This window comes from Roseivivax jejudonensis, assembly GCF_900172265.1.
Lineage (GTDB): Bacteria > Pseudomonadota > Alphaproteobacteria > Rhodobacterales > Rhodobacteraceae > Roseivivax > Roseivivax jejudonensis.
Map to the genome: position 1 here is coordinate 637,480 of NZ_FWFK01000002.1, position 11,626 is coordinate 649,105.

Sequence of the window (11,626 nt, forward strand, 5' to 3'; positions counted from 1 at the left end):
GGCGCCGGCACCGACAGGGGGCCTCGCGTGAAGCGGCTCGAACGCATCTTTGTGAGCGCCAACGGCTGGGCGCTGATCCTCATCCTGGGCGCGATGCCCCTGATCGTCGGGGCCAATATCTCGTTGCGCTATCTGACGGGGCATTCGCTGTCCTGGGCCGACGAGGCCGCGCGCTACCTGATGATATGGATGACCTTCATCGGCGCGGGACTCGCGCTGCGAATGGGCGCGCATGTCGCGATCACCAACCTGCAGGACTCGCTTCCGGGACCGGGCCAGAAGATCCTGCGCGGTGCGCTGGTCGTCGGCCTGCTGATCTTCTTCGGCTTCATGGTCTCGGTCGGGATCGAATACGCGCAGCGGATGCAATTCCAGCTGACGCCCGCGCTGCGGGTGCCGTTCCTCTATGTTTATGCGGCGATGCCGGTGGGTTTTCTGCTGCTGATCGTCCACCTGCTCCTGATCGCGCCGCAATTCGTGCGCGCCGGCACCTACAAGGGCGCAGCCCCGGTTCAGGGCGATGCAGCCATGCGCGAGGGCGCGAATGGCTGAGATCCTGTTTCCGGCGCTCTTCGTCCTGCTTGCGCTCGGCCTTCCGGTCGCCTTTGCGATGGCGATCTCGGTCTTCGTCGCGCTCAGCTTCGGCTCGAGCTACCCGAACATCGTCGTGGTAAAAGAGATGTTCTCGGGCCTCGACAGCTTTCCGCTTCTGGCGGTGCCTTTCTTCATCCTCGCCGCCGAGATCATGACCGCGGGCGCCGTGACTCTCGCGATCCTGCGGTTGGCGCAGTCGCTTGTCGGGCATCTGCGCGGGGGCCTCGGGCACGCGAACGTCGTCAGCTCGGCGATGTTCGCCGGCATCTCTGGCAGCGCGCTGGCCGATGCGGCGGGCCCCGGGGCGATGATGGTCCGGATGATGGAGCGCGGCGGATACGATCGCGCCTATGCCGGCGCGCTGACCATCGCCAGCTCGGTCGTGGGCCCGATCATCCCTCCGTCGATCACCATGATCATCTACGCGATGCAGGATCAGGAGGTGTCGGTCGGGTCGTTGTTCATGGCGGGGGTCCTGCCGGGCATCCTCATCACGCTGCTCGTGCTGCTCGCGAATGCGCGGGTCAGCCACCGGCGCGGCTATGCCTCGGGCGCGCCGATGCCGTCGCTGCGCGAGATCGGCCGCATCGCCGCGCACGCGTTGCCGGCGTTGCTGCTGATCGTGCTGATCGTCGGCGGCATCCGTTTCGGGGTATTCACGCCGACCGAAGCCTCCGTCATCGCGGTGTTCTACGCGCTGCTTGTCGCGATCTTCGTCTATCGCTCTTTCCGGCTCCGCGACCTCCCCGACACGATCCTGCGCGCGGCGATCATCTCCGGAGCGGTGCTTCTGATCCTGGGCGCAGCGCGGGCCTTCGCCTGGGTCCTGATCATCGAGGGCATCCCGCAGATGCTGGCCGAGACGATCATTTCCTGGGACCTGTCACCGATCGTGTTCCTGCTCGCGGTCAACCTGCTGTTGCTGGCTTTCGGCCTGTTCATGGATCCGCTGCCGGGCGTGATGATCCTCGTGCCGATCCTGGCGCCGATCAGCTTCGCCCTTGGGATCGACCCCGACCATTTCGCGATCATCGTGATCGTGAACCTGACGCTCGGCCTGACCACGCCACCTGTCGGCAGCCTGATCTTCGTCGTGTCGTCCGCGGTGTCGTTGAAGCCCTCGACGCTGATCCGAGAGATGCCGCCGTTCTTCCTTGCGCTCGCGCTGGCTCTCTTGCTGATCACCTTCGTGCCCGGCCTGTCGACGTGGCTGCCGCGCGTCAGCGGGTTCTGAGCGACACCAGGGTTGACTGTCCGGTTGCTCGGCATCGATGCGGCAACGCTCGATCGGGATGTCTTCCTGCGCTGAAACGCAACCGGCGGTCCGCACGGAACCGCCCTCAGCACGCGGAGTGCCGGAGTTTCGGGAGGACTGGCACGCATTGGCCGCAGGAGGGTCGCGCTCGACGGCATCGCGCTCGATATGTGCATGGCAGGGCAGGCACTCGGCCTGCTGGCCACGAGCTTCGAGGTCTGCATCTCGGGATCGGCCTTGGCGTCGAACGAACAAGCGGCAATGATGCGGTTCACTCAGGCCGGTGACGTCGTGGTGAAACGAAGGCCGACGCGTTCAAGACCATGCGCGACCGGTTGCGGGCGAAAGGTCCGGCCCTGGAAACTCTCGGCTTGGGGAAACCGCGTCTGAGGACCGGATGCGGAAGCGGGAGAGATTTGGGACGTGACAATGGACATCCAGCACGAGATCGACGGCAGCAAGGGGCGATACTTCTACTCCGCCGACGGCGGGCCGGTCGCCGAGATGACCTATTCGGTCGCAGGCGAGCGCATGATCATCATCGATCACACCGAAGTGCCGGACGCGTATCGTGGACAGGGTGTCGGGAAAGCGCTCGTCGCGCGCGCCGTCGAAGACATGCGCCACGCCGGCAAGACCATCACGCCGCTCTGCCCCTTCGCGGCCGCACAGTTCCGGCGGCATCCGGAATGGCACGACGTGCTTTCGCGATGACGCGGTAGCTGCGGCGCTCCTGCTCTTCGGTGCAACGATGCTGACCCGATCGCACCTGGCTTGGATGACAGGAACCGCCCCGACGCCTGCCACGACGCTGAATCGTCAACGCAGGCGCGGCGCAGCTTTCAGCAGATCCTCCGCCATCCCGCGTGCCAGACTTGCGGCTTCGGGCATTCCGCGGACATGCGCCGTCGCGATCGCACCCTCCTTGAGGAGAGCGAGCCGTTCGGCGACGATCTCGGGCGCTTCGTAGCCGGCCTCCGTGCAGAGCTTCGAGAGGTATTCGACGATCAGACGCTTGTGCTCGGCGGCGAACGTGTGAGCCGGATGGTCGAGCGGCGCGAACTCGCTTGCGGCGTTGATGAACGCGCACCCGGAAAACCCTAGGCCCGGAAACGCCTCTCCCGCGAACCAATCCGCGAGCGCGTCGAACATGGCAACAAGCCGAGCTTCGGGATCGGACGAGGCCGCGTCCATCCGCCCGAACAGCCACTCGCGGAACTGCGTGTCGCGAAGTTCCAGGGCGGCGAGAATCAGATCATCCTTCGAGCGGAAATGCTTGTAGAGGGTCATCTTCGCGACCCCGGACTCCGCGAGGATCCTGTCGATCCCGGTCGCGTTGAAGCCGTTGGCATAGAAAAGTCGCAGGGCGGTCTCGACGAGGTCGTCGCGGCGGCTGGACATGGAAACCCCTTACTGGTCAGACAGTTCTGTCTATCATGTGATCTTCCTGGGGGACGCGGTCAACGTGCCGCCGCATGAAACGTCTTTCACGTGCCGGTAATCGAGACTTGCAAATTAGACAGACTTGTCTGTTTTACTGAAGGCGTCCGATGGCGCATCAGTCAAACGGAGAAACCCATGACCCGCATTTCCCTGCCCGACACGATCGATGACGCGCCCTCCGCGTCTCGCCCCTCGCTCGACGGTGTCCGCAAGACACTCGGCTCCGTGCCGAACCTCTTTCGCCTGACTGCCAACAGCCCCGCAGCGCTGGAAGGCTATCTCGGCCTGAGTGGCGCGCTCGGCAACGGTGCGCTCGACGCTGCCACGCGCGAACGGATCGCCCTGGCCGTCGCACAGATCAACGGTTGTGCCTATTGCCTCGCGGCGCACAGCTATGTCGGGGCGCATGTCGCCAAGCTTTCTGCCGCCGAGATCGCGGCGAACCGCAACGGCGGCTCGACCGATGCACGCGCCGATGCAGCGGTGCGTTTCGCGACGGCATTGGTCGATGCGCGCGGCCGCGTCGGGCCTGCCGCGGTCGAGGCCGTCAAGGCAGCTGGCTACAGCGACGCCGAGATCGTCGAAATCGTGGCCCATGTCGCGCTCAACACGCTGACCAACTACCTCAACGAGGCCTTCGATACGCCGATCGATTTTCCGGCCGTGAGCGCCGAACTCGCCTGATTTTCGCAGCGCCCCGGCCTTGCGCCGGGGCGAACTACGCACGAACGAAGGACACCGACATGCCACGTCCCCCTCTCCCACCCTTTGACGCAGACAGCGCCGCCCACAAGGTTCGCGCCGCAGAGGACGCCTGGAACGGTCGCGATCCGCAGACGGTCGCCCTCGCCTACACCCCCGACAGTTCATGGCGGAACCGGTCCGAGGAATTCAGCGGCCGCGAGCAGATCGTCGCCTTCTTGACCCGCAAGTGGAACCGCGAGCTCGATTACCGCCTGATCAAGGAACTCTGGGCGGCCGACGGCGACCGTATCGCCGTGCGCTTCGCCTACGAGTACCGCGACGACGGTGGCTCGTGGTTCCGCGCCTACGGCAACGAGAACTGGGAATTCGCGCCGGACGGCCTGATGCGGCGCCGCATCGCTTCGATCAACGACCGGCCCATCAAGGGGTCGGAGCGGCTCATGCACTGGCCCGCCGGCCCGCGCCCCGACGATCACCCCGGCCTGACCGAACTCGGTTTGTAGGAGAGATACCGTGCCCAACGCCTACGCAGAGATCGCCTTCACCCCGAATGTCCGGGCCGAGCAAGTCCGCAATGGTTCGGCGGACGCCTACGCTCGCGTTCTCTCGCCAGAGCGCGATGGCGGCGCAGTGCTGAGCCCGCGCGAGGCCGCCTTCCTCGAGGCGCGCGACGGGATCGTTCAGGCCACTGTGAGCGAGACTGGCTGGCCCTACGTGCAGTTCCGCGGCGGCGCGCCGGGCTTTCTTCGCGTCATCGATCCGCAAACCATCGCCTATGCGGACTACCGTGGAAACCGTCAATACATCAGCCTCGGCAACCTGCGCGGCAACGACCGCGTGTCGATCCTCGCCATAGACTACGCGAGGCGCGAACGACTGAAGCTCTGGGGCCATGCGCGGGTGACGGAGGACGCGGGCGTGATCGATTACCTTTCGGGGCCCGACGCTGCGCGCGCCGAGCGGGCTATCGTTATACGAATTGCCGCCTTCGACTGGAACTGCCCGCAGCACATTCCGGTTCGGCGCACCGACGCCGAGCACGGAGAGGAACTTCTCCGCTTGCGCGCACGCGTCGCGGAACTCGAGACCGAGCTTTCCTCGACGCCAATTCCCGCGGGGTGACTCTGCTGTATCCTTCACCGGGACGCAGCGCGGCCTTTTGCCCGGGCTGCAACGAATTTTCGAAGACCTGCCAATTGTTCAAAAGGAGTTGCCATGCCGAGTGTCACGATCGCGTTCATCCGCGCCCTGAGCGCCGCCGTCGACCTGACCGTCGCGGAGGACGGCGCCGTGCGGACGGGGTCGGATACGCTTCTGTTCCTCACTCCCGACTCGAACGGGCACGTGTCTGATCAGGCCTTCTTCGCGCTTCTCGCGTGGATCGAGGATCACCGGCCGGACCGCCTCTCCGTCGTCAGCGCATACGCCGCGGCCATCGGAATCGACGACCTCGGCGCGCTTGGGCTCGCGATCAAGACGGCTCCGACCCTGCGCGCTTCGCTGGAACGCGTCGAGCGGTATTTCCTGCTCCTCACCGATACCGCGCTGTATCGGCTGGAAGAATGCACCTCTCCTCCCCGGCTGATCCTCAAGGGAGGACCGGCGAACGCTCCCGGGCTCCAGCTGCGGGCGGAATGCGCCTTGTACGCGTTCGCCCGCAATATGCGGCTCTTCGTCGACGGCCCCCTGGACCTGGCGCATGTCTCGTTCCGCCATCCTTGCTCCGGCGCTCCCGACCGGTACGCCGCGGCCCTCGGCTGTCCGGTGGTCTTCGGAGCGCAGGAAGACGCCATCGCCTTTGCCCCGGGGGCTCTCGACCGGCGCAACCGGCTGGGCGATGCGGCGGTCTCGGAGTTCCTGATCGCCCATCTCGATACCGAGCTTGGCTCCCGCGCGCCGACGGCCTCGCTCCGCCACCACGTCCTGCAGCATCTCGAAGCCGGTCTCAGCGCGGGCATCCCGCAGGCGTCGACGGTCGCGCGCCATCTCGGCATGAGCGAACGCACCTTCTTCCGCCGCCTCGCCGATGAGGGTCAGACCTTTCGCGATCTCGTGAGCGAGGCGCAGAGCGACCTTGCCAGAAGCCTCCTGCGCACGAGTCGGTGCTCGATCGCCGAGATTGCCTTTCTCACGGGCTTTTCGGAGCAGAGCACTTTTGCCCGCGCCTTCAAGCGGTGGGAAGGGGTGGCCCCGGCGCAGTATCGCGCACAGCCCGGCGCGCCACTGGCAGCTTCGGCCAAGACGCTGGCAGGCGCGACCGATACGGCCCGCGAGGGAGCCCGATAAAGTCGTCTCAACAGCCACCCCGAACCCGAAAGGCAAAGGCATGTTGACCAGACGCTCCACTCCGCCCCGTTCCGGGGACATGACGATGCTCGTTCTGACGTCCGCCGGAACCGCGATACTGGCCGGGCTCCTGACCTTCCCGATCCTGATGTCGGGGCCGGTGGTCGCGAGCGAGGCGCCTCCGACGGACGCAACCCGTTCGGCACGCCTGCCGACACCGTCCGAAGTCGAACCTGACGAGCGCATCGAACCGGAGTCGGTCTGCACCTGCCAAACGGTCCTGACCCAAGCGGACTGAGACCGCCCCCGCCGTTTCCCAAAAGCCCGGATCATCCAGAGCACGGCGTCCCGCACGACCGCGCCCGGGCTGGCTTTGCCCAAGAGTCCAACCCCGCCCCGCGCATCCGCGCACAACCCCCGAAAGGAGACACGACATGAGCGATACTCACGATCATCAGGATTGCGGCTGCGGCGCGACGCCCGAGCGCGTCGATATGGCGCGCCGTCGGCTTCTGGCGGGCGCAGCCGGAGCCGCTGCCACCGTCGCCGGCGGATCCGCTCTGGCCGCGACCGACGAGGCGCGCGCCGCCTATGCCGATCCGGAAAACCCCGGCCTGCCGCAAATCGACATGACCATCGACCCCGGCCGCACCGCGCTGGTCGTGACCGACCCGCAGGTCGATTTCCTCTCCGAAGAAGGCGTCACCTGGGGCGTCGTGGGCGAGAGCGTGACCGAACAGGGCACCGTGGACAACATCGAGAAGCTGTTTGTCGCGGCCAAGGCGGCAGGGATGCCGGTCTTCATCTCCCCGCATTACTACTACCCGCACGATCATCGCTGGGACTTCGAGGGCACGCTCGAGAAGACCATGCACTCGATCGGTATGTTCGATCGGCCCGGCCCCCTGTCGCTCGACGGGTTCGACGGCTCGGGCGCCGACTGGATGCCGCAGTACAAGCGGTACATCGAGGACGGCGAGACGATCGTCTGCTCGCCGCACAAGGTCTACAGCCCGGCGCAGAACGACCTGAACCTGCAGCTGCGCAAGCGTGGCATCGACAAGGTCATCCTCGCGGGGATGTCGGCGAACCTCTGCACCCAGGCGCATCTCTACGACCTGTTAGAGCTCGGCTACGAAGTCGCGGTCGTCCGCGACGCGACCGCCGGGGCCAAGGTGCCCGAGGGTGATGGCTATCTCGCCGCGCTCATCAACTTTCGCATGGTCGCCAACGCCGTCTGGTGGACGGACGAGGCCACCCTGCGCATCGCCCGCGGCGCCTGAGCGGCGCGGTTTCCCTAACCCTCCCCGACCCTGAAAGGAAAGACCATGAAGATTACCGGCCCCATCCTTGCAATCGCCCTCGCCTGCCTCGCCCCGGTCGCCTTCGCGGCTGACGAAGTCAACGTCTCGAACGGCTTGACGCTGACCGGCAATCCGCTCGGACTGCACGGCATCGATCCCGTATCCATGTTCGAGGCCGAGGCTCCGGCAATCGGCGACGCGGCCTTCACCTCGGAACATGACGGCATCGACTACTACTTCGCCACCGCAGACACCAAGGCCGCCTTCGATGCAGACCCGGAGGCGATGCTTCCGCAGTACGGAGGCTTCTGTGCCTTCGGCGTGTTCGTCGGCAAGAAGTTCGACGGGGACGTGCGCTACGCCGACATCGTGGACGGCAAGCTCTACCTCTTCGTCAACGCGGCCATCTTCGAGAAATACCTCGAACAGAAGGACGAGGTTCTCGCAGGTGCGGACGATATGTGGCCGGGCATCCGCGAGACGCCGGTCGCCGAGCTCTGATCCGCTTGCCGCAGAAGAACAATCGGCACGGGGGCCCCATCTGTTGCGGGGTGCCCGTGCCATCCCGCGCAGGAGCGCGTGGCCCGGACACGGGCCGAAGCAAACACGGGCGTCCCGCGTCACCGTCCGGAACGCGTGCCCCAGACATTTGGTGAATCCTTCGCCAGATTGGCCTGCTCGATGTGGCTGAGCCTCTCGCTTGCCGCCTTGGTGTCCCCGCCGGTCTCTCGCAGCGCGCGCTGCCAGGCACGCCGGGCCGAGCGGGCTGACCAAGGCAGCGCCGCCTCGGTCAGCCACGCGCGCAGCTCCGGCGGAAGCCTGTCGTAGGCCTTCATCGGGTCGCCGATGCAGGTTCGGCGCCGCAGGCTGCTGCGTGCATTTCCGCGCCGCGTGATCCGCGCCATCAGCCGCGCTCGATTGTGTCGATGACCAGGAGCAGCCGAGTTTCACCGCGGCCGGCGATCGGCGGAGAGCGGTGGACCAGCCCGCAAGGCAGATCGCCGGGCCACGCCGCGCCGCGAAAGAGCCCGACCCAGCCGGCGTTCATCCGGCTGATCCGCTCGGGCGCGGCCTCATGATGCGTCGTGCGATACTCGGTGCCCGCTCCCCGATAGGTGCAGAGAAGCCGTGCCGGGACGTTGTCGATCTGGAACTTGCAGCAGGAATCGTCGCGCACCACGTCAAGCCGCAAGGCCACCCCCTGCGTGCCCATCACCGACGCGAACCGCCTCGCAAGGGATTGGACGTCGGCGCAGAGCCACCCAAGGTCCGTGCCATCCGGCAACCCGACCTGCGCGCAGGCGGCCTGAACGGCGGCGCGGGCCGCATCCGCCGAGACCACGGTGCGCAGGGCCGGAAGGTGGTCGTGTGGCAAGCGGTTGAGCCAGCCTTGTGTCGCCGCACGCACGCGCCGTTCCCAGATCGCGGCGGCACAGCCGGGCGCATGGATGTTCCCAAGGACCTCCGGTGCGGTGCCACTGAGGACGGTTGCGGCCGTCTGCTGCACCACCGTCTCCACTATGCCATCTCCGGCGCGCGCCGCCATCTGGGGAAGGGATCGTCGAGCCCCGTCCACGCCTCGGGCGTGAAGTGCTCGGCGTCCTCCAGCAGCACGGCGTCCAGCGCGGCGATGATCGCGGCCTTGTCCATGCCTGCGCCGATGAACACGAGCTCCTGTCTCCGGTCGCCGAAGGGTTCCAGCCTGTGTCGGTCAAGATAGGCCACGGCCTGCGGATGATCCGGCCGCCGTTCCTGCGGCACGGTGGCCCACCACATGCCCATTGGACGGATGCTGCTAAGCGCCCCGGCGAGCGAGAACTCCGCCAGCCAGTCGGGTCGCGTGGCGACCCAGAAGTGGCCCTTCGCGCGCAGGACGCCCGGCAGCGGACCGTTCAGGACACCGTGGAGCTTTTGTGGGTGGAACGGCCGCCGGGCCCGGTAGACGAAGGACGAGACACCGTATTCCTCCGTCTCGGGCACGTGGTCGGCGAAGCCGTAGAACTCTTTGGCCCAGAGGGGGTGGTCATGGGCCGCCTCGAAATCGAAGAGGCCCGTATCGAAGATCCTTGACTGCGGGACGCGGCCGTAATCGGTCTCGATGATCTGCGCGTCGGGATTCAGCGCGGTGACGATCTTGCGCGCGGCGTCCAGTTTTTCCGTGCCCGCGTCGCTGACCTTGTTGAGGATCACGATGTCGGCGAACTCGATCTGGTCGACGAGCAGGTCCACCAGTGTGCGCTCGTCGGCCTCGCCCATCGCTTCCCCGCGGTCCTTGAGGAAATCGTGGCTGGCATAGTCCTTGAGCAGGTTCACCGTGTCCACGACCGTGACCATGGTGTCGAGCCGCGCGACGTCCGACAGGCTATCGCCACCCTCGTCCCGGAACTCGAACGTGGCGGCGACGGGCAGGGGTTCGGAGACGCCGGTGGATTCAATCAGCAGGTAGTCGAAGCGTTCCTCGGCGGCGAGGCGGCGGACCTCCTGCAGGAGGTCGTCGCGAAGGGTGCAGCAAATGCAGCCGTTGGTCATCTCGACCAGCTTTTCCTCGGTTTGGCTCAGGTCGGCGCCGCCGTCGCGGACGAGGTCGGCGTCGATATTCACCTCGGACATGTCGTTGACGATGACCGCGACGCGACGTCCCTCCCGGTTGTTGAGCACCTGGTTGAGAAGTGTCGTTTTTCCGGCGCCCAGAAAGCCCGAGAGAACGGTGACGGGGAGACGGGTGTCCGGAGATCGCATGCCAGATCCCTTCGTATTGTTGGTTTCGCCGCGAGGGCGGCCCCGCGGGGCCGCCGGCGGGGGTCTGATCAGTGGGCCATCATCTCTTCGGCGACCTCTTCGCCGCTCAGGTCGGCCGGATAGAAGGTCGGCCAGTTGGTCACTTCCTCGAGCAGCGCCGCCCGGTCGTCGCCCCAGTAGAGTCGGTAGTGCCCGGCATCGGTGGGCGCGATCGCGTGGTCGCTGAACTGGATGAAGCCCGGCGCCTCGGCATCGCCGCCCGCCTTCTCGAAGATGTAGCGGACGCCGCGGTTGCCGGCCTCGTAGGTCAGCACCTCGTGGCCGTCATCGTCGTAGCGGCCCTGCACCGGCTCTCCGTCACGGAAGAAGGTGACACTGTCTCCGTCGATCAGGATGCGGGCCACGTCGGTCGCATAGCCGGTCTGGTAGTAGGCCGTATATTCGGCCGCGGTCATGTCGCCGTGCTCGGCCTTGTGGGCCATGACCTCCTCGAGGGTGCCATCCTGCAGCAGCGGGTAGACCGACCGCCAGTCGCCTTCCCAGTCAGAGAGATCGCGGGCCTTGATCTGGTCGTCGTCGAAGTAGCCATTGTAGATGTCGTCGTCGCCGTGATCGTGGGCGTGTTCTTCGGAATGCTCGTGATCGTGGTCGGTCACGCCGTCGCTGTCGCTTTCCGCGAAGGCCTGCGAGGAGAGGGTGAGCAGCGCGCTGGCGGCGAGGATGCTGACGTGCTTGGCGAATGCCTGTTGCATGAGTGACTCCTGTGGTCCGGGGAAGGTCAGAGTTCCATTACAATTTGTTATGTAATGACATAACAATCAACCGATAGCGACAAGCACTTTTGCTTGCAACCCACATCCCTGGGCTCGCGATGTGATGGGTCGCGCGTCCCCTCGGCCCGCAGGGCCTGTCCCTTCTGTCCGGAGCCATGTCCGCGCGATGCCATGACCCCGAACGTTTCTGAAGCCCAAGGCGGGACTGCTTCAGCGGCTAGAGGAACTGGAAGCGCGGAAGACGCAGCTTGAAGTCGAGCTCGACGCCCCTGCCCCGTCGCCTGTGCGGCTGCATCCCAGGCTGCCGGAACTGTACCGCGCCAAGGTGGCCGAGCTCGTGACCTGCTCCCCTGAAACCTCCCCACTCTGAGGTTAGTCTGTTCCTCGACAGAGGAGACGGACGATGAAGCGCAGCAGGTTCAGCGAAGAACAGATCATTGGCATCCTGAAGGAGCACCAGGCCGGGCTGAGCGCGGCGGAGCTCTGTCGGAAGCACGGCGTGAGCGAGCCGACGTTTTACAAGTGGC

General features: G+C 66.1%; 16 protein-coding genes. 11 read left to right on the forward strand and 5 right to left on the reverse strand.

What is annotated here, in order from left to right; translation table 11 throughout:
* Nucleotides 1-27: 27 nt before the first annotated feature.
* The 3 genes from ROJ8625_RS07925 (at nucleotide 28) to ROJ8625_RS07935 (ending at nucleotide 2,563) form a co-directional block, all read left to right on the forward strand.
* Nucleotides 28-552 (forward strand): TRAP transporter small permease, encoded by a 525-nt coding sequence (locus ROJ8625_RS07925; protein WP_085791319.1) that lies wholly within the window; start codon nucleotides 28-30, stop codon nucleotides 550-552.
* Nucleotides 545-1,828, forward strand: a complete 1,284-nt coding sequence (locus tag ROJ8625_RS07930; RefSeq protein ID WP_085791320.1) for a TRAP transporter large permease — start codon at nucleotides 545-547, stop codon at nucleotides 1,826-1,828. Before ROJ8625_RS07925 ends, ROJ8625_RS07930 begins: the two co-directional genes overlap by 8 nt.
* 450 nt (nucleotides 1,829-2,278) lie before the next feature.
* Nucleotides 2,279-2,563 (forward strand): GNAT family N-acetyltransferase, encoded by a 285-nt coding sequence (locus ROJ8625_RS07935; protein ID WP_085791321.1) that lies wholly within the window; start codon nucleotides 2,279-2,281, stop codon nucleotides 2,561-2,563.
* A gap of 105 nt (nucleotides 2,564-2,668) precedes the next feature.
* On the opposite strand, the gene ROJ8625_RS07940 is transcribed toward ROJ8625_RS07935, so the two are convergent.
* The gene (locus tag ROJ8625_RS07940) at nucleotides 2,669-3,250 is read right to left on the reverse strand and encodes a TetR/AcrR family transcriptional regulator (protein ID WP_085791322.1); all 582 of its coding nucleotides are present in this window, start codon (nucleotides 3,248-3,250) and stop codon (nucleotides 2,669-2,671) included.
* A 177-nt stretch (nucleotides 3,251-3,427) separates the two neighbouring features.
* Between ROJ8625_RS07940 and ROJ8625_RS07945 the strand changes: the two genes are divergently transcribed.
* The 7 genes from ROJ8625_RS07945 (at nucleotide 3,428) to ROJ8625_RS07975 (ending at nucleotide 8,088) form a co-directional block, all read left to right on the forward strand.
* Entirely contained in the window at nucleotides 3,428-3,976 is a 549-nt protein-coding gene (locus tag ROJ8625_RS07945; protein ID WP_085791323.1) for a carboxymuconolactone decarboxylase family protein, read from the forward strand.
* Nucleotides 3,977-4,035: 59 nt separating this feature from the next.
* A complete protein-coding gene (locus ROJ8625_RS07950; RefSeq protein WP_085791324.1) occupies nucleotides 4,036-4,500 on the forward strand; it encodes a nuclear transport factor 2 family protein in 465 nt (154 codons plus the stop codon).
* 10 nt (nucleotides 4,501-4,510) lie between these two features.
* Nucleotides 4,511-5,119 carry a pyridoxamine 5'-phosphate oxidase family protein gene (locus ROJ8625_RS07955; RefSeq protein WP_085791325.1) on the forward strand — a complete coding sequence of 203 codons (609 nt, stop codon included), beginning with the start codon at nucleotides 4,511-4,513 and terminating at the stop codon, nucleotides 5,117-5,119.
* A 93-nt stretch (nucleotides 5,120-5,212) separates the two neighbouring features.
* Entirely contained in the window at nucleotides 5,213-6,283 is a 1,071-nt protein-coding gene (locus ROJ8625_RS07960) for an AraC family transcriptional regulator (protein WP_085791326.1), read from the forward strand.
* Between the two features lie 85 nt (nucleotides 6,284-6,368).
* Nucleotides 6,369-6,581, forward strand: coding sequence for a hypothetical protein (locus ROJ8625_RS07965; protein WP_159456740.1), 213 nt, complete (start codon nucleotides 6,369-6,371; stop codon nucleotides 6,579-6,581).
* 136 nt (nucleotides 6,582-6,717) lie between these two features.
* Nucleotides 6,718-7,566 carry a cysteine hydrolase family protein gene (locus tag ROJ8625_RS07970; protein WP_234984206.1) on the forward strand — a complete coding sequence of 283 codons (849 nt, stop codon included), beginning with the start codon at nucleotides 6,718-6,720 and terminating at the stop codon, nucleotides 7,564-7,566.
* 45 nt (nucleotides 7,567-7,611) lie between these two features.
* Nucleotides 7,612-8,088: a YHS domain-containing (seleno)protein gene (locus tag ROJ8625_RS07975; protein WP_085791328.1), complete on the forward strand. Its 477-nt coding sequence runs from the start codon at nucleotides 7,612-7,614 to the stop codon at nucleotides 8,086-8,088.
* Between the two features lie 119 nt (nucleotides 8,089-8,207).
* Here ROJ8625_RS07975 and ROJ8625_RS07980 read toward each other — a convergent pair whose 3' ends face one another.
* From ROJ8625_RS07980 to ROJ8625_RS07995, 4 genes are all read right to left on the reverse strand, one after another.
* Complete coding sequence (locus ROJ8625_RS07980; protein WP_085791329.1) at nucleotides 8,208-8,492, reverse strand: DUF6525 family protein; 285 nt, start codon at nucleotides 8,490-8,492, stop codon at nucleotides 8,208-8,210.
* The gene (locus ROJ8625_RS07985; protein ID WP_085791330.1) at nucleotides 8,492-9,133 is read right to left on the reverse strand and encodes a DUF1826 domain-containing protein; all 642 of its coding nucleotides are present in this window, start codon (nucleotides 9,131-9,133) and stop codon (nucleotides 8,492-8,494) included. The genes ROJ8625_RS07980 and ROJ8625_RS07985 overlap by 1 nt, the downstream gene beginning before the upstream one ends.
* Entirely contained in the window at nucleotides 9,106-10,326 is a 1,221-nt protein-coding gene (locus tag ROJ8625_RS07990) for a GTP-binding protein (protein WP_085791331.1), read from the reverse strand. Before ROJ8625_RS07990 ends, ROJ8625_RS07985 begins: the two co-directional genes overlap by 28 nt.
* A 68-nt stretch (nucleotides 10,327-10,394) precedes the next feature.
* Nucleotides 10,395-11,078 carry a ZinT family metal-binding protein gene (locus tag ROJ8625_RS07995; protein WP_085791332.1) on the reverse strand — a complete coding sequence of 228 codons (684 nt, stop codon included), beginning with the start codon at nucleotides 11,076-11,078 and terminating at the stop codon, nucleotides 10,395-10,397.
* 424 nt (nucleotides 11,079-11,502) lie between these two features.
* Here ROJ8625_RS07995 and ROJ8625_RS08000 point away from each other — a divergent pair.
* Nucleotides 11,503-11,626 (forward strand): transposase (locus ROJ8625_RS08000; RefSeq protein WP_143535044.1); only part of this gene is annotated, 124 nt, incomplete at its 3' end.

Coding starts and splice junctions, on each gene's coding strand:
- ROJ8625_RS07950 (WP_085791324.1), top strand. CDS start 4,036: ATGCCACGTCCCCCTCTCCCACCCTTTGACGCAGACAGCGCCGCCCAC.
- ROJ8625_RS07935 (WP_085791321.1), top strand. CDS start 2,279: ATGGACATCCAGCACGAGATCGACGGCAGCAAGGGGCGATACTTCTAC.
- ROJ8625_RS07975 (WP_085791328.1), top strand. CDS start 7,612: ATGAAGATTACCGGCCCCATCCTTGCAATCGCCCTCGCCTGCCTCGCC.
- ROJ8625_RS07940 (WP_085791322.1), bottom strand. CDS start 3,250: ATGTCCAGCCGCCGCGACGACCTCGTCGAGACCGCCCTGCGACTTTTC.
- ROJ8625_RS07945 (WP_085791323.1), top strand. CDS start 3,428: ATGACCCGCATTTCCCTGCCCGACACGATCGATGACGCGCCCTCCGCG.
- ROJ8625_RS07985 (WP_085791330.1), bottom strand. CDS start 9,133: ATGGCGGCGCGCGCCGGAGATGGCATAGTGGAGACGGTGGTGCAGCAG.
- ROJ8625_RS07980 (WP_085791329.1), bottom strand. CDS start 8,492: ATGGCGCGGATCACGCGGCGCGGAAATGCACGCAGCAGCCTGCGGCGC.
- ROJ8625_RS07995 (WP_085791332.1), bottom strand. CDS start 11,078: ATGCAACAGGCATTCGCCAAGCACGTCAGCATCCTCGCCGCCAGCGCG.
- ROJ8625_RS07965 (WP_159456740.1), top strand. CDS start 6,369: ATGCTCGTTCTGACGTCCGCCGGAACCGCGATACTGGCCGGGCTCCTG.
- ROJ8625_RS07960 (WP_085791326.1), top strand. CDS start 5,213: ATGCCGAGTGTCACGATCGCGTTCATCCGCGCCCTGAGCGCCGCCGTC.
- ROJ8625_RS07990 (WP_085791331.1), bottom strand. CDS start 10,326: ATGCGATCTCCGGACACCCGTCTCCCCGTCACCGTTCTCTCGGGCTTT.
- ROJ8625_RS07930 (WP_085791320.1), top strand. CDS start 545: ATGGCTGAGATCCTGTTTCCGGCGCTCTTCGTCCTGCTTGCGCTCGGC.
- ROJ8625_RS07970 (WP_234984206.1), top strand. CDS start 6,718: ATGAGCGATACTCACGATCATCAGGATTGCGGCTGCGGCGCGACGCCC.